Source organism: Bacillus sp. WP8 (assembly GCF_000800825.1).
Lineage (GTDB): Bacteria > Bacillota > Bacilli > Bacillales > Bacillaceae > Bacillus > Bacillus safensis.
In genome coordinates, this window is sequence record NZ_CP010075.1 from 3,547,860 (window position 1) to 3,565,325 (window position 17,466).

14 protein-coding genes are annotated in these 17,466 nt (G+C 42.7%); 5 read left to right on the forward strand and 9 right to left on the reverse strand.

Annotated features, from left to right (window positions below; genetic code table 11):
• Positions 1-41: 41 nt before the first annotated feature.
• Positions 42-917, reverse strand: a complete 876-nt coding sequence (locus QR42_RS17945) for an aldose 1-epimerase family protein (protein WP_039182646.1) — start codon at positions 915-917, stop codon at positions 42-44.
• A gap of 239 nt (positions 918-1,156) precedes the next feature.
• On the opposite strand from QR42_RS17945, the gene QR42_RS17950 reads away from it, so the two are divergent.
• The gene (locus QR42_RS17950) at positions 1,157-2,980 is read left to right on the forward strand and encodes an acyltransferase family protein (protein WP_039183390.1); all 1,824 of its coding nucleotides are present in this window, start codon (positions 1,157-1,159) and stop codon (positions 2,978-2,980) included.
• Positions 2,981-3,113: 133 nt separating this feature from the next.
• Here the strand turns inward: QR42_RS17950 and QR42_RS17955 are convergent, their stop codons facing one another.
• The 3 genes from QR42_RS17955 to QR42_RS17965 form a co-directional block, all read right to left on the reverse strand.
• A complete protein-coding gene (locus QR42_RS17955; RefSeq protein WP_039182650.1) occupies positions 3,114-4,385 on the reverse strand; it encodes an MFS transporter in 1,272 nt (423 codons plus the stop codon).
• Positions 4,386-4,481: 96 nt separating this feature from the next.
• Positions 4,482-5,579 carry a saccharopine dehydrogenase family protein gene (locus QR42_RS17960; protein WP_039182653.1) on the reverse strand — a complete coding sequence of 366 codons (1,098 nt, stop codon included), beginning with the start codon at positions 5,577-5,579 and terminating at the stop codon, positions 4,482-4,484.
• Positions 5,576-6,283, reverse strand: coding sequence for a class I SAM-dependent methyltransferase (locus QR42_RS17965; protein WP_039182656.1), 708 nt, complete (start codon positions 6,281-6,283; stop codon positions 5,576-5,578). The genes QR42_RS17960 and QR42_RS17965 overlap by 4 nt, the downstream gene beginning before the upstream one ends.
• Positions 6,284-6,412: 129 nt before the next feature.
• Between QR42_RS17965 and QR42_RS17970 the strand changes: the two genes are divergently transcribed.
• Positions 6,413-7,420: a helix-turn-helix transcriptional regulator gene (locus QR42_RS17970; RefSeq protein ID WP_039182658.1), complete on the forward strand. Its 1,008-nt coding sequence runs from the start codon at positions 6,413-6,415 to the stop codon at positions 7,418-7,420.
• A 37-nt stretch (positions 7,421-7,457) separates the two neighbouring features.
• On the opposite strand, the gene yidA is transcribed toward QR42_RS17970, so the two are convergent.
• A complete protein-coding gene (gene yidA, locus QR42_RS17975) occupies positions 7,458-8,270 on the reverse strand; it encodes a sugar-phosphatase (RefSeq protein WP_039182661.1) in 813 nt (270 codons plus the stop codon).
• Between the two features lie 301 nt (positions 8,271-8,571).
• Between yidA and QR42_RS17980 the strand changes: the two genes are divergently transcribed.
• Both QR42_RS17980 and QR42_RS17985 read left to right on the forward strand, forming a co-directional pair.
• Positions 8,572-8,931: a MerR family transcriptional regulator gene (locus tag QR42_RS17980; RefSeq protein ID WP_039182663.1), complete on the forward strand. Its 360-nt coding sequence runs from the start codon at positions 8,572-8,574 to the stop codon at positions 8,929-8,931.
• 130 nt (positions 8,932-9,061) lie between these two features.
• Complete coding sequence (locus QR42_RS17985) at positions 9,062-10,045, forward strand: Gfo/Idh/MocA family protein (protein WP_039182665.1); 984 nt, start codon at positions 9,062-9,064, stop codon at positions 10,043-10,045.
• A 39-nt stretch (positions 10,046-10,084) separates the two neighbouring features.
• Here the strand turns inward: QR42_RS17985 and QR42_RS17990 are convergent, their stop codons facing one another.
• Positions 10,085-11,599: a methyl-accepting chemotaxis protein gene (locus QR42_RS17990; protein ID WP_039182667.1), complete on the reverse strand. Its 1,515-nt coding sequence runs from the start codon at positions 11,597-11,599 to the stop codon at positions 10,085-10,087.
• Positions 11,600-11,915: 316 nt separating this feature from the next.
• On the opposite strand from QR42_RS17990, the gene QR42_RS17995 reads away from it, so the two are divergent.
• Positions 11,916-13,253, forward strand: a complete 1,338-nt coding sequence (locus QR42_RS17995; protein ID WP_024423951.1) for an amino acid permease — start codon at positions 11,916-11,918, stop codon at positions 13,251-13,253.
• A gap of 31 nt (positions 13,254-13,284) precedes the next feature.
• On the opposite strand, the gene QR42_RS18000 is transcribed toward QR42_RS17995, so the two are convergent.
• The 3 genes from QR42_RS18000 to gntK form a co-directional block, all read right to left on the reverse strand.
• Positions 13,285-14,373 (reverse strand): DNA alkylation repair protein, encoded by a 1,089-nt coding sequence (locus tag QR42_RS18000; protein WP_039182670.1) that lies wholly within the window; start codon positions 14,371-14,373, stop codon positions 13,285-13,287.
• A gap of 110 nt (positions 14,374-14,483) precedes the next feature.
• Entirely contained in the window at positions 14,484-15,812 is a 1,329-nt protein-coding gene (locus QR42_RS18005) for a GntP family permease (protein ID WP_039182672.1), read from the reverse strand.
• Positions 15,813-15,836: 24 nt separating this feature from the next.
• Complete coding sequence (gntK, locus tag QR42_RS18010; RefSeq protein WP_039182674.1) at positions 15,837-17,381, reverse strand: gluconokinase; 1,545 nt, start codon at positions 17,379-17,381, stop codon at positions 15,837-15,839.
• Positions 17,382-17,466: the final 85 nt, after the last annotated feature.

Below are 17,466 nucleotides of genomic sequence, written 5' to 3' on the forward strand. Positions count from 1 at the left end.
TTCTATCATAACAAATTGTTCACCTCTTCATGCACAAATGTTCATTTGAAGAAAACGGTATAAGCGGCATGAAAGGTCTCATTCTTTTCTAACGTTTGAATGCCAAACTTCTCTTTATACTGCCCATTCGTCCCTTCCATATCGGCAATGCCATACCACGGCTCAATACAAACAAAAGGAGCCATCGTTCCTTTTTCTTGGTCATAAGGCGACCAAATGCCCACGAACGGAAAACCAGTGAGATCGACCTCAACTCCGTGACCTGCCCTAGAAGTCAAAGACACTCGATTGATATGGCTAAAGATCATCGCATCATGCTGAAAAAGCTCTGGTCGAAGCTGGATCGGCTCAATCTCAATGCCTTTTCCTTTCTCTCTGACAAGTGAATTCCGCAGTTCATATTGCACAGGGAGATGTTCAGTCGAAGGTGTCAATGTGAGTGAATAATCTGCTGCTTGCTCACCTTCAACAAGAGGAACACGAAATGCTGGGTGCCCTCCAATGGAGAAATACATCGTATCATCTCCGTCATGATCAATTTCCCAGGAAATCTTCAGTCCATTTTCTAATAGTTCATAACGAATACGTGCTGTAAATTCATACGGGTATTGCTTCATGTGTCGGCTTCTTGATTCATATTGAAAGGTCACCGTATGCTCCGTTTCTTCATATAAATCAAAATTGACATCACGCAAAAATCCATGCTGCGTGAGCTCGAAGGTTTGATCGTCCATCTTGTATTGATCATTCATTAATCGCCCAACAATTGGAAACAAGATAGGCGACACCCTGCCCCAATAAGCTGGATCACCAGACCACATATAGTGACGCCCGCTTTTCTTGTCAAGCACCTCCCTGACTTCCGCTCCCTTTTCATGAATCTGAACCAATAACTGATCATTTTCGATCGTTCTCATTCAGCACATCCCCTTTCCTTCTTCTTTTATTATGACAGGGATTTTGGTTTTGAGTATCAAATTCGACATCTCTTCACCCACCAATTCTTTTTTCGTATGAAAAAAATTTAAAAAAAGACAGAAATTCGCCAACAAAATGTAATGCTGATTCGTCTAATTTTATATAAAATAAAAGAATCGTTGCTCTTTTGAATGAACAACAAAAAGAAGCGTTTGACATTGATGGGGGATTCATTTTCATGAACAGCAAGGAAAATCGTTTTCGTTATATTTTAGGATTAGATGGACTAAGAGCCGTTGCTGTATTGGCAGTCATTGCTTATCACTTACATATCGGACCCGTAAGCGGCGGGTTTCTTGGCGTTGATTTATTTTTTGTCATTTCTGGTTACTTGATTACAACGATCTTGTTACATAAGCAGGATTTAGGCTATCAAGAGCTTTTGCCATTTTGGATGGGACGGATCAGGAGGCTTCTTCCAGCTGCTTACATCATGATTTTTATAACCGTCAGCTGGTGCGCGATTGCAGGTTCAAACGCATTATTGTCCATTCGTGGCGATGCCATATCGTCCTTTTTTTATGTCAGTAACTGGTGGTATATTTTTCACGAGCTTTCATATTTTGATAGCTTCAATGCTCTATCTCCACTGAAAAATTTGTGGTCTTTGGCAATTGAAGAGCAATTTTATATCATTTGGCCGGTCCTGTTGATTGCAGGGCTGAAATGGGTAAAAAACAGATCTCATCTGCCTATGATCACCTTTGGCCTAGCACTTGTCTCCGCCCTATGGATGGCGATTCTTTATTCACCAGATACCGATCCAAGCAGGGTTTATTATGGAACAGATACTCGTGCATTTGCGCTCCTGATTGGGTGCAGTCTGGCATTTGTGTGGCCTATGCAAAGACTATCCAGCAAGAAATTACTTCCTGTTGGCAGACGTATTTTACATATTGCCGGGTTCGGTTCGTTTGCGATTTTCCTACTTTGTATTTATGCAGTGGACGATTTCGATGCCTTTCTCTATCAGGGCGGCATGCTTTTATTCTGTCTGAATGCGGCCATCTTAATTGCGTGCGTCTGCCACCCTGCAAGTCTTATCGGGAAATGGCTGTCCTTTCAGCCGCTCGTCTGGCTTGGTAAGCGATCTTATGGTATTTATCTGTGGCATTATCCCATTATCGTTCTGACCACACCGGTCATTGAAATTGGACAGCCTTCCATCGCGCGTGTCACATTGCAGCTCATCGCCATTTTACTAGTTGCTGAGGCTTCCTATCGCTTCATCGAACAGCCAATCCGCCAGCATGGCTTCAGACAATATTTTGCCTCTTGGTCTATTTGGAAAAAAGGAATCAAACAATGGTCTACATCTAATAAGGTGTTCCTTGGAATCACTGCAGCTCTTTTGATCTTATTTATCATTGGCATGTCTAACTCGTCCACTTCCTCCCCACATGTGAAGGAAGTGACGCAAATTAAGACAGCACCGAAAAAAACAGCCGAACCTTCGGAATCAAAAGCGAAGAAAAAGAAAGAAAAGCACGAGAAAAAAGCAGCTGATCAAAAACAATTTCACCAAATTCTTGCCATTGGTGATTCTGTCATGTTAGACATTGCGCCGAATCTTGAAAAAGCATATAAACAGATCACCATCGATGGGAAAGTTGGCAGACAGATGAACGAAGCCATCAGCATCGCCCCTCAATACAAATCATTTAATCAATCTGATGCCGCTGTTATCATTGAACTTGGCACAAATGGTTATTTTACTGAGGACACGCTGACAGCATTCATTCAAAACTTTTCAAAGGCACATATTTTCCTAGTGAATACGAGGGTTCCGAGGTCATGGGAAAATGATGTGAATGCGGTAATTCAGCGAGTGGCCGATCAAGATCAAAATGTCACCTTGGTTGATTGGCATTCAGCCGCTAGTGGACAGCCATCCTATTTCCAGCCTGATGGTGTTCACCTTTCAAAAAAAGGTTCTGACACATTGACCCAGCTCATCACAGCGAGCATCAAGAAAAAAGGGGATGTGTCGACATCATCATAAAAAAACTAGCATCTGGATTGTCAATGTGAAGAAATTTGTTGAAGCAAAACGTATTTTTATAGAAGATGAAAAAAGACATGCTCTCCCATGATGGGGGGTCATGTCTTTTTTTGTGATGCAGCACGGAGCTGCATTATGTTTTACTTTTAAAGGACCAAACTATTACAGGTATGAGAAATAAAGATAAAATTCCTCCGCTTAAAGATAATGTAGCATAACTCGTATTCGCAGCTACCATTCCTGAAAGAGCACCGCCAGCAGCACCTGCTAACGCAATAAAAACATCGAGTGTTCCTTGGATTTTGGCCCGGGTTGATGGTTCTGTAGAATCAACTATTTGAGCCGTACCACTAATTAAACCAAAGTTCCATCCCAATCCAAGTAAAGACAGAGCAATGATTAATAGAATCATTGAATCACTTGGTGCGAATGCTGCTATTAAACCAGCAAGTAACAATGTTATGCCCGACGCTATGCTCATAGTTGTTCGTCCTAATTTATCTACAAGTACACCCGTGATAGGTGAAGGAAGATACATTGCACCTATATGAAAACCAATAACAATTCCCACTTCGGCTAATCCATAACCATGATGCTGCATATGTACCGGTGTCATGGTCATGAGTGCAACCATGACAATTTGAGTTAAGATCATAACCGTGGCACCTACTGTAATCCCTTTTTTATCTATTTTTTTATCAACAGCATCTGGTTGATTTCCATGCTCATGTTTTGCTTTGTACGCTGCTATTCTTTGTGCAATAACTAACGGATCAGGACGCAGCAGAATAAAAAGGACAAGACCTGCTACAATAAATGCTGCGGCTGATAAAATAAAGGGACCCGCAAGTGATGGAACACCAATTGATACAGCGAATTTACCCATCATTTCAACTAAATTCGGACCTGCTACAGCCCCAAATGTTGTCATGACCATTGTCATACTAATGGCCGTTGCACGTTGTTTAGAGTTCGCTAAGTCAGTCCCAGCATAACGAGCTTGTAAATTTGTGGCTGTTCCCGCACCGTAAATGAAGAGCGATGCAAATAATAAAATGACACTATTCATCATAGCTGCAATCACAACGCCAATTGCTCCGATCCCTCCAACAACAAAACCTGTCGATAAACCGATGCGTCGTCCATAACGTTGTGAAAGTTTTCCTACAATGAAAGCTGCCCAAGCCGACCCCAAAGTAAATAAAGCCATTGGAACTCCTGCATAGGCTTCAGTTCCAAGCATTTGTTTAGCTAAAAGGGCACCTACCGTAATCCCTGCGGCTAGTCCAGCCCCTCCAAATATTTGCGATAAACTAACAACGAACAATACTCGTTTATATAATTTTTTCAATTTTTGGGGTGAATCTATATAATTCTTAATGATATCTTGTTCTGTATTTAACACTTGTAAACACCCGCTTGAAATTTATTTGCAAAACGTAACCTTTTTATCATTCCCGTCTACAACCCTCCATTTGAATTACCCTATGTTCGTATTCTTTTATGCGGTTAAAAGGCTGGCTTTCAGCGCTAACACACGCTTTTCCTTTGTTTTTTGATCCACCAACGCAAATTCTCCATTCTCATACGCTAATGAAAATAATTGTTCGATATGAAACACACCTGTCTGAAACCGCCTGCTCAATAAATGTAGTGCTGCAGCAGAGGCGACTTGAGCTGTGGCTTGAGACTCATCATGCCCTTTTATTCCAAGCGCTGCTTGATGAATCTTGTTCCTCTCCATTCCTGTCGCCTCCACTTTCACTGCATATTGATCTGTTCCTATTTGAGCCGATTGAATCATGGAAATGGCTCTTCCCTTGATTTTCGGAACAGTGAGAAGTGACGTCATTCCAAGACTCCTTGTGAAGGCAAATGCCCGCGTTGCCGCGCGAGAATCAAAACAAAGCCTTGTCGTCACAGAAGGCACGCTGAGTGTCAAAGGCAATGTCTGCTGATCAGAGAAGGGGAACTGATAGGCTTTCCTCTTTCCAAGTTTCACCCCAAAATCTATACGCTTTCCTCCAGTAAAGCTTTTGACTCTTTTACGTTGATGATGCTCAGTAAGCACATAGTCAGTATGGACATTGTCAAGCGTCCATTCAATGGCGGCTTTTCCATGCTGATCACCCAATCCAAGCATAATCCCTATATCTATTTGATTCACTGATGAGAGCATAGATGATGCTTTTGCTGCCAATAAATTCGTAAGGCCAGGCGCAAGCCCAACACTGAGTAAAGCCGTTGCACCGATGTACTGCTGATCCAGCTTTGCCACCTGTTCCATGTACGCCCCTTTCGCAGAGATATCTATATAATCAATACCTGACTGCAGAACTGTTTCAGCAAATGACGTGTCTTCTTGATCGAGACACATGATCACCAGCTTTGTGTGATCCACCCAGTCCGAAAATAACGGCTCACTGACATCAAGTTGATAGGGAAGAACCTTCCCTTTTGTCTGGCGTGAAAATTTCTCTGCCTTCTCATAGCTTCTGCCTGCTGCAACAACTTGACCGGGATACACTTCACTTAGCTGAAGACATATTTGCTGTCCAACATGTCCATAGCCGCCTATCACCATCACCTGTGTTCTCATTTCTCATCCGCCTCTCTACGATTCCGCTTGCAAACAAGCCCTTTGATCATTCCTGCCTGAAAATAAGGTCTGATGTCTTCAAATCCTGCTTTGATTAATTGCGCTTTTATTTCTTCCTCGGGAACAGGGTGTGTCGTCTGTCCCAGCCTGTTTTTAAAGGACGTAAACACCTCTTTTTCTAGGCCTTGCCGCTGCATGAAAAGAGAGAGCATGTGAAGCTCCTGTTGAAATGCATGGGACTTCATCTCGCCTTGTATAAATGCCAACATAAACGGTGCTTCTGGTTGAATCCTGCGGGCAACCTCGTTTAAAAAGAGCTGGCGCTTTTCTATAAAATGAATGACAAGCAAGCTCACTGCTGCATCGTAAACAGGTTCAGCTGAAACCCTATCTAATGAGGCCTCATGCCATGTGACACGCGCCTCCATTTCCAGCTGTGCAACTCGTTGTTTCGCCATGTCCAGCATAGAAGGTGACGGATCGACCCCTTTGATGAGCCAGTCTTCTTTTCTTTGTAACATGTTGATGATCTCTTCGCCCCCACCTGCTCCGACAGTTAGAATACGAGAGCCCGCTTTCTTTATTTCAGTTTCTAATACATCTACTGTTAACTCATGCAAAAGGTGATAGCCGGGTACTTTATGTGAAATCGTCGCTGCATATGACTCAGCAACAGGATCGTGCCAATGCTGGTTTTCTTTCATGTCCTTCTCCTCCAGTTCCTTTCCGCTTTCCATCGTTTCCTGTACACTAACGATATGACATCTTTATTGTAAAAAGAGACACCAGAAAACACGATCCCTAAAAGTGGGGATTTTTGAGGAGGAGATCATGTGACCAATCCAGCCACTCATTTTCAGCAGCTGAGACAACACATTCGGGACGAACTTGCTGCCGTCCTTGATTTTGATGCCGCCTGTATCACGACCATTGATCCAGCCACTCTCCTCTCGACAGGTTCCTTCACAGATGAACCGATTGAAGAAATTCATGACCAGCTGTTTCAAAATGAGTTTTTAAAAAGGGACGTACATCAGCATGAGTTTCTAGCCAAAGGCCCTGTTCATGCTGCGAGCCTAGTCCAAAGCGGAGAATACCTTAGCAGTGAGCGCTATCAAAATATTTTGTTACCTAAAGGATGGTCTGATGAATTGCGGGCAGCTCTTGTGATTCAAGGGGAATGCTGGGGGATTGCCAGCCTCTATCGTCTAAAGGACAAGGAACCTTTTCAAGAAAAAGATATCCAAGCGGTCATCGAACAAACGCCCAGACTCGCAGCCAAGCTAAGAGATGAACTTTTCAAGAAAAGAGATACTGAAGAAGACACGGCGGCGGAACAACAAGGCTTCCTTATTCTTTCGCACGATTACAACCTTCTTTATGGAAATGAGACAGGTCTTCATTGGCTTCAGACGTTTCAAGCCTTTGAACAAATCCATGACAGGGCGATCATGCCACGCCCGTTTAGAGCATTAGGGGCAAAAATTTTTTACGGCGGTATTGAGCAAACACCGGCAAGCATGACGAGATTGCCTACGGGGTTGTTCCTCTCTCTTCAAGCCTTTCGATTAGCGCAGGCTGACAGGCAGGAGGAGGCTGTCATGATTCACATCAAACGAGCTCAAACAAATGATATCCTTCCTTATGCGGCGAAAACGTACAGACTGACAGAAAGAGAAATGAACGTCCTCGACTGCTTATTAAAGGGCCAGTCGACAAAGGAAATTGCGAGCACGTTATTTATTTCACCCCATACCGTTCATGATCATGTGAAAGCGATGCTGCAAAAGACGAATTTAAGCAGCAGACGTATGCTTGTTTACTTTTTCTCCAATATATAAAAAAGCGGCTACCGCACTGGTAGACCGCTCTCTCTTTTTATTTTCCTAAAACCAGCTCATGCAGCACATGTGCTACTCCGGCTTCATTATTAGATTTTGTTACAACATCTGCTACAGCTTTGACATCATCAATGGCATTTCCCATAGCGACGCCGCAGCCTGCAAACTCTACCATTGATATGTCGTTCCCGTTGTCACCAATGGCCATGACTTCTTCACGAGGAATTCCCAGCTCCTTCGCTAGAAGCTTCACAGCATTTCCCTTACTCACATCAGGATGCAAGATTTCAAGGAAGAAATCTGTACTTTTCACCATCATATACTTTTCCTTCACTTCAGACGGGATGGCTTGTATCGTTTTTTCCAAACGTTCTGGCTGATCAATATACATCATTTTCGGAAGTCTCATCGATGAATCTGCCTCTTCAACAGGCATATATTTCAGCGGCAGCTTTGTTAAATAGGCTTCATGCACTGTGTATTCACTAATATCGCGATTCGGTGTGTATAAATTGGCCGAATCGAAATAATGCATCGGTGTATCCAGCTGACGGCTCAATTCATATAAAGAAGTTAAGTCATCATAGGATAATGTCAGCTCTGACACCACTTCATTTGTATGGCTGTTTTGAACAAGCGCTCCATTATAGGCGATCACATAATCTCCCTCTTGATCAAGCTGAAGATCAGTTAAATAGCGATTTACCCCGCCAATTGGCCGGCCTGTACATAAAACAATTTTAATTCCTTCTGCCTTTGCCTGTTGAATGGCTTCAAACACTTCATCCGGCACCATATGTTGATCATTTAATAACGTACCATCCATATCAATTGCGACTAATTTATACATTCACTGGTCCCCTTTTCTCAGCAAAAACGTGCTGTCACTATTTTGAGCCACCATTCCCATGATGACAGGTTATTTCATTACTATTTACCTATTTTAGCCTATCGTTTTTTCTTCACGCTGTCTACTTGTTCATATCTGTAACAAATATCACATGAGTCTACTCTATTATAACGTATTCTATTCATCGTGCTGATCCCCCATTTACAACAAGTAAAATAGACCAATTGTTTAGCACTATAGAATGTTTTGAAACTAGCAAATCTAATTGTATGATGGATAGCAAAGAAAGGAGGTGCAGGGAATGATTACGTTTACGAGAGGTAAATTGTCAAAGATGTCTGGAGTACATATTGAAACCATTCGTTTTTACGAAAATGAAGGGGTGCTTCCAGAGCCCAAAAGAGCGCATAACGGCTATCGTCTATATGATAAAAAATATGTACTCATGCTATCATTTATCACCGAAGCGAGAAAGCTAGATTTCTCCCTTAAAGAAATTCGTGAAATTATCAAATCACTTTTCGAAAAACAGTCAAAAACAGAAGCTGAACAGCTGCTCGAGCAAAAAGTCGAAGATATTCAACACTCTATTCAAGAGTTAAAAAAAAGGAAGGCAGCTATTCAATTGTTAACAAAGCAAACATTAGCAAACATCAGCTGATTGTAAGGGCTACCAAAGGTGTGCCGGTCTTGGTCACTGGCACACCTTCGCTCAGGTATCTCATTACACGTCCAATGAGAACATCGGTTATACTAGAGACAGCTTAAACGAGTGGAAGGGGTTTTGGAGAATGAACATCGCAACCATTGGATCAGGTATCATTGTGGAAGGCTTCCTGCAAGCCATTGACCAGCTCGAAGGTGCTTCTTGCCACGCTGTCTATTCAAGAAAGGAAGAAACGGCAAAGAAGCTCGCAGACAAATTTGGGGTGCAGACAACTTATACGGATCTTACCGCTATGCTAGAAGATCCTCACGTAGAAGCCGTTTATATCGCGTCACCGAATCGTTTACATAGCGAGCATGCAACGGCTGCATTGAAACACGGAAAACATGTGATATGCGAAAAGCCTTTCACCTCAAATGTTAAAGAGCTGGAAGCCTTAATCGCTCTCGCAAAGGAAAAGCAGCTTCTCCTATTTGAAGCCATTACGACCGTTCATATGCCAAACTATCATTTAATCAAAAAGCATCTTCATCAATTAGGTAAAATCAAACTGGTTCAATGCAATTATAGTCAATATTCAAGCAAATATAATCAGCTGCTAGCCGGCGAAACGCCAAATGTCTTTAACCCTGCGTTCTCTGGAGGAGCGCTGATGGATATTAATATCTATAATGTCCATTTCATCATGAATCTCTTTGGATCACCAGAGCAGGTCCGATATCAGGCAAACCACCATCCAAACGGTATTGACACATCTGGTGTTTTGACGTTCACTTACAATGATTTTATTGCGACAAGTGTGGGCAGTAAGGATACAAGCAGCATGAACTTTGCATTGATTCAAGGAGAAAAAGGCTTCATTCATGTGAAAAATGGGGCGAATGGATGTGAGGAAGTGCTGCTGCATGTTGATGACAGGGTCGTCTCACTCAATGCACAAACGAATCCAAACCGTCTGTTTTATGAGGCTGAAGCTTTCCAGCATATTATTGAAACAGAAAATCACGAACAATGCTATGCATGGCTTGATGAAAGTCTCTCCGTGATGAAAGTCCTTGACGCTGCAAGAAAAGATGCAGGTATTGTTTTCCCAGCAGATCAATTTTAATGAAAAAACCGCCTTCGACGAGAGGGCGGTTTTTGACGATTAAATACTCTTTGAATACGCCACAAGACGCTGAGACATGTGATTCACTTCATCGACTGCAGCGTTCACCTGCTCTGTTAAAGCAGCCTGAGTTTGCGTAAGAGCTGTCATATTCGAGATATTTTCAAGAATTTCATCAATTTGTGTTTTCATATCCGTTAAACTAGATTCGATATTTTCCGTTGCATTGGCACTATGCAGCGCCAGCTTTCGCACTTCATCTGCAACGACAGAGAATCCACGTCCCTGTTCACCAGCTCTAGCTGCTTCAATCGCAGCATTTAGACCAAGCAGGTTCGTTTGGTTCGCCACTTCTTTGATTAAGTCAGAAATATTTTTCGTCTCATCTGCACTATTTTTTGCTAAGTGGGCGGCAGACGTTGACTGCTCTTGAGCAACAGCAAGCTCCTGTGCTTGATTTGTCACAGAGCTAATGCCCGATACCATCTCGCTAATAGAACTTGAAAGCTGTTCTACTTGTGAAGCCATTTCATCCGCTGTTTTCTCTTTGTTTTTTTCTAACGTGATGTCACGAATAGTTCCTGCCACACGAAGAGGAACACCTTTTTCATCACGAATGGTTTCACCACCCGCATGATACCAGCGGTACTCACCATTTTTACTCTGTAATCTGTAATCAATGTCGAATGGTGTGCGGCCTGAGTGGTCATTTAAATGATCTGCAAAAGCTTGGAGAGCCATTTCTTGATCCTCAGGATGCAGACGATCGCTCCAGCTGCTCAGAACATTCGGGAAATCTTTTTCATCCGTAAAGCCAAGAGTTGATCTGAACTGCGGAGACCACCAGAATTCGTTATTTGGATTGACTGGATCGCCGGCCTCTACCACCATGTCCCAAGGAGCTTCGACAAGCGCACGGTTGATTAAGTCATATCTTGTGACGAATGCTTGCAGCTCTTCTTCTTTCAATTTCTGATCATGAATATCAAAAAGTGCTCCCGCCACACGAAGAGGGACACCATTTCGATCACGAACGGTCGTTCCAGTTGCTTTGAACCAGCGATAATCTCCGTTTTTTAACTTTAAGCGATATTCGATATCATACGGCGTACGCCCCGAATGGTCCAATAAATGCGAAGCAAATGCATCTAATGTATATTCTTGTTCATCCGGATGTATTCGAGATGCCCAGCTGTCTAATAGATTTGGAAAATCGTGCTCATTTTGAAAGCCTAGCATTTTGCGGAATTCATCCGTCCATGTAAATTCATTTTTTGGATTGACCGGGTCTCCAGCGATGACGACCATATCCCATAAGCCAACTTTAATGGCTTTTGTCACTAATTCCACCCTCATTTGAATATTTTCATTTGCTTCTTGCATCTTTTGCAAAGCTTCATTAATTTGCGCTACCGCTTCTATCGTTTGGCTTGAAGAGAATGCAGCAGTGTCTAGTCTTGCTGAAAGGTCTCCTTTTTCGATTTTTTCTATTAATTGGCTGCTTTCACTCAGAAGGATTTCAGACGATGAATCATTTCCTTTTCTCTTAAACATCTTTCATAACTCCTTTCAACTCTTACATTTTTGAAATATTTTACAGTTATAAACAATTCTTTATTAGGACTTTAGTAATACAAAAGATATATCGACAAAAACAGACAATTGTTTATGTCATAATGAAGGCAAATGTTTATTTTTTCATGGGATTTCATATGTTGGATTTGGATGAAGGAAGTGTTTTATGGAGTTATGTGGGTAAAATGATAGAATCAACCTCTGTTTTTGTCTGAAAAATCTCTTTTTTTATATTGACACTGGCGTCTTGAAAAAAGAAAATGGAACATAAGCATTTTTAAAAAAGGAGAACGTCATGAGCGCGAATCAGGAGCAACAAGAATTAAAAAAGCTTTTATCACCGCGTCACATTCGCATGATTGCGATGGGCGGGGTCATTGGTACAGGAATCTTTAAAGGAAGTGCCGATACAATTGGTTTAGCAGGTCCTGGGGTGATCTTTTCCTATGTATTTGCCGGATTGCTGCTCCTCATTGTGATGGCAGCATTAGCCGAAATGGCCATTGTGTACCCGGGAAATAATCTACGCGACCTTATACAAATTGCGCTTGGTCAACGTTTTTCATTTGTCGTCGGCTGGGTTTACTGTTTTATGTGGCTCACTGTATGTGTCATTGAGATTATTGCAGCTGGCAGTCTGCTTCAATACTGGCTGCCGAACGTACCGCTATGGTCACTATGTTTACTTTGCTCACTCTTAGTCATCGGAATTAACTTAAATAATGTAAAATACTTTGGTGAAATTGAATTTTGGTTCGCTGGAATGAAGATTTTCGTTATTATTGTCTTTATTATTCTCGGTGCAGCATTATTATTTGGGATCATTCCAAACGAACAAAGCACACCAGCGCTTACCAACTATCAAAACTTCGTCCCGAACGGATGGGGAGCGATCTTTGCATCACTTTTAGTGGTTATTTTCTCTTATGGAGGCTCTGAATTGATCGGGCTGACCATTACTGAAACAAAGGATGCGGAGAAGGTCTTGCCTGGAGTAGTCAAAAGTATGATGTGGCGGATTATCTTATTCTACACATTGCCGATTTTGATCATCTGCGGACTCATTCCTTGGAATCAAATTGACCCAAATAACAGTCCTTTTGTCCAAGTCTTCTCTGCTGCTGGTATGCAAGGCGCCTCTCACTTCATTAATTTCGTCTTGATTACAGCCGTTCTATCTGCGGCGAATTCTGGAATTTATGGAACGACGAGAATGATTCATTCTCTTTCTAAATCAGATGGCGGGCCGAAAAAGCTGGCACAGGTCAACAAAAGAGGCGTACCCATTTTGAGTTTATGGGTCACCGTTCTATTTCTTCTCATTGGAACATTCTTTGCTTACTTATATCCGGACCAAATTTTCAGCTATATGCTGGCTATTCCTGGTTTTGCGGTTTCACTCATTTGGATCAGCATTTGTATGGCACATCTAAAGCTACGTCCAAAATATCCACAGGAGCCGTATTTCAAAGTGTGGCTGTTTCCGTATTTGACTTTATTTGCAGGTCTTGTACTCAGCTTGAGCTTTGTTTTGTTCCTATTCAGACAAGAAAACCTGCCTAGCTCCATTATCAGCATCGGCTTCTTAGTCGCTGCCATCATCGCTTCATTCTTAATGAAAAAGAAGGCTTAAACGCCAAAACCCGCCGAAATGGCGGGTTTTTTCATGAGCTGCTATCTTCTGTTACTTCAAAATCAACCGACGCTTTTGGAATGCCGTTGATGATAATCGTTAAAGTATGGATTCCCTCATAGTGCTTTCTCGTCGTCATATTTTGAAAGGACTGTGACCTGACGAATTCTCTATGTAACGCTGCACTTGTTTCAAACTCTGTGATTTTAAATACCTTTTGGTTGCGGGTACCCCGAGCTTTGACATAGTCTATGGCATACTCTACACGCAACTTTAGTGGCTTAGCAGCTTGAAGTGTAAATTGAAAGATCATTTTCTCTCCAATACGAATTGGATTTTGCACTACCTTCAAATCCGTTACTTGAACAGATGGATCGTCCCCATAACCAAACAAAGCCATGATATCTGGATCGCCTTTTTTTAGTAAGGTACGGGATGCATGTTTGATGATCCAGTTCGTATGTTCATTCGTTCCATACCAGCTTTTAGCCGTCTTCTTCATCAGATCAGGCTGAATTGCAGAAATATCATTTAAGTGGTTCGCTACACTTTTTTGCACATACCGCGCTGGGTCCGACTTCAAGTTTTCTAATATAGGGAACGTAACCGAAGGGTCTTTTTTAAGTGCAGGAACAGTTAATCCCCATGGCAAACGTGGTCTGCATCCTTCACTAGCAAGCCGCCGGATATGCTCGTTTTGATTCTGTGACCATACGAGCATTTGCGCCAGCATTTTGTCTTGATCCTGAATTAGAAAAGGCCGAACAGCAAATTCAGAAGTGGAAAAAGGCGTAAAGAATTCGAGCGCCTTGATCGAGATATCCCAATGTGTTAGACCGTACGTTTCGACGTAGTCTGGAAATACAAGCGCACTAAGTCCTGAAAAATGCGGGGCTGTCTGACGCAGCACCTCAATTGCCTGCTCATAATCCTTAGGTAGACAGGCATGCATTGATTCAGTGACTCTTCTCATTCTGCCTTTTAACTCCAGCTGCTCCCAATCCTTTTGGAGCACAAGCCGCTGGAATTCTTCAGCATCAAATCCAGTCGACGCTTGTGCAAGTTTCTCGGCTAATTCTGCAATAAATAATTCATGATAAACGTGTTTTAATGGTTCGATCTTGTCCGCCTCCCACTTCTCAATATCTTCATTTTACCCCAATCTGAAAAAGGTGGTATGGCTAAAAGCAAAAACAGCCCTATTCCGAAGAATCAGGCTGTTGCGTTTCACTATATAAACATATTAATGATCATAATAAATGCAATGGCACTAACAGAAATGATCGTCTCCATAGCCGTCCATGTCAAAAACGTTTCTTTAATGGTCATACCAAAATACTCTTTAATCAGCCAAAAACCAGAGTCATTCACGTGAGACAAAATCAACGAACCCGCCCCTGTAGCTAACACTAGAAGCTCTCTGCTCACATCCGGCATAGATGCAGCAATCGGTGCGACAATACCGGCTGCGGTCATCATGGAGACCGTAGCAGATCCTGTTGCCACACGAATAACCGCAGCAATCAGCCAGCTAAGCAAAATTGGCGAGATCGGCGAGTGTTTGGCTAAATCTGCAATATAATCACCGACACCTGAATCGATAAGCACATTATTGAAAGCCCCGCCTGCTCCAATGACAAGCAGAATGGAAGCGATCGGACCTAAGCACTCATTACTAAAGGAAAGCACCCGGTCACGGCTCATCCCTTGCACAAAGCCAAGACTGAAGAAAGAATACACGGTTGCAATCAGCAGTGCTGTAATTGGATCTCCAATGTACTTGAATATCTGAAACCATAAACTGTCCTCTGGTAAAATAATATCTGCCAGTGTGGCAAGAAGCATTAGAATCACTGGCACCAAAATCGTAAACATCGTATTTGCAAAGCCGGGAAGTTTTCGATCTTCATTGCGTTCAGTAAATTGCTTTCTCAGCAGCTCCGGAACTGGTTTATGAATCCGTTTTCCAATCCACTTTCCATACAGCGGCCCAGCAATAATAGCTGTCGGTAAACCGACAATAATGGAAAAGAAAATGGTTTTCCCCACGTTGGCATGATAGATGCCGACAGCCGCCATGGCAGCTGGATGAGGCGGCACAAGACCATGAACGACAGACAAGCCAGCAATGAGCGAAATCCCAATTGTCACGAGCGAGATGCCCGTTTCAATCGCAATCGTAAACAATAAAGGAATGAGAAGAACGAATCCGACCTGGAAAAAGACAGGTATCCCCACAATAAAGGCAACAAACATCATTGCCCAATGCACATTTTTTGTCCCAAACCGGCCGATTAATGTGTGAGCGATCCGCTCAGCTCCACCTGATTCAGCCATCATTTTCCCAAGCATGGTGCCAAGCGCTAGAACTATGGCCAATAATGATAACGTATTGCCTAACCCTGTTTTAATGGATTGAATGATTTCCTGCAGGTCCATCCCTGTGGCAAAGCCGACTAACATAGAAGTAATAATTAAACTCACAAACGGATTCAACTTAGCAACTGTTATGAGGATGAGTAAAAGGACAATTGCTGCAATCACGATGAATAAAAGCATGCTCTCCCACCTTTTCCCTGATGTTTAATGATTTTGTTTTAATTGCAGCGCACTGATGACATCAAATTCATCCTTCAGTTTGTCATAGAGGCGCTCATATAAGTAAAACAATTCTATGTATGTTTCATTGTTCTCCATATTTGGTTCATGACGGGCAGAGATTCGAATCCAATCTTGAACCTCTTCTATCTCTTTCATATAACCTAAACTATGAAGTGCGAGGACAGCCGCCCCAAGTGCTGATGCCTCGTAGCTTTCTGGAACAAGTACTTCCCTGCCCATCGTATCCGCTAAAATTTGCCGCCACAGCGGAGATCGCGCAAAACCGCCCGATGCCCTGACATCCTTTGCTGAACCGGTTAAATCCCTTAAGGCAACACCGATTGAGAAAACACTCATAATGACGCCTTCTAACACAGCTCTTATAAAATGCTCCCGCTTATGCTGAAGACCGATCCCAAAGAAAGTACCTCTCGCATTTGGATTCCAATAAGGTGCACGCTCACCCGTTAAAAATGGCAGAAACAGCAGCCCCTCTGAGCCGGCTGGAACTTTTTTCGCGATATCAATCATCAGATCGTAAGGATCCACTCCAAGGCGCTTTGCTACCTCCACCTCCGAGGATCCAAATTCATCCTTCAGCCATCTCAGCATGATTCCGCCATTATTCGTCGGTCCTCCAACCACCCAATGCTTATCAGTCAGCGCATAGCAGAACGTTCTTGATTGTTCATCTGTGATTGGTTTGTCCACGACCGTACGGACTGCACCGCTTGTCCCAATCGTGACAGCCACCTCACCTTTTCCAATCGCTCCCACACCTAAATTCGCTAGAACCCCATCATTCGCACCAACCACAAATGGTGTATCTTCCGCAATACCCATTCGCAGGGCGATCTCTGGCTGAAGACCTCTCAGCTGATGCGTCGTCGGAACAAGTTCAGACAATTGATTGGCTTTAATTCCAGTAATACGAAGCGCCTCTTCATCCCATTGAAGCGTTTCCAATCGGAACAGCCCTGTTGCTGAAGCAATTGAATAATCGACCACATACTGGCCAAAGAAATGATAAAGAATATATTCTTTGATGGAAATAAATTTCGCTGCCTTCTTGAAGACATCAGGTGCCATTTCCTTGAACCACCTTATTTTTGAAAGCGGTGACATTGGATGGATCGGTGTACCGGTTCTTTTATACACTTGGAAGCCATCCATGTCCGAAATGATTTGCTTCGCTTGTTCTGCACTTCTGTTATCTGCCCAAATGATACTGTTCGTTAACGCCTTGCCATCTTTATCCATCACAATCAAGGAATGCATCGCTGTACTAATTCCGATGCCTATGAGACGTTTTGCATCAAATTCTGCTTTCGTCAACACACCTCTTACACTTGCAATGACAGCTTCTAATATATGTTCAGGGTCCTGTTCAACCCATGCTGGTTGGGGCTGAATGAGATCATAAGGAACCGAATGCTTTGCTATCACTTTCCCCTGTTGTCCAAACAGAACCGCCTTTGTACTTGTTGTTCCAATATCCAAACCAATTACCGCCTGGTTTCCCTTCATCTGTATCACGCCCAATCATTGATTTGAAATCATATTTACTGTTTTCATATACCTGTTAAATCCCATTATAGGAATAATTTTTTCG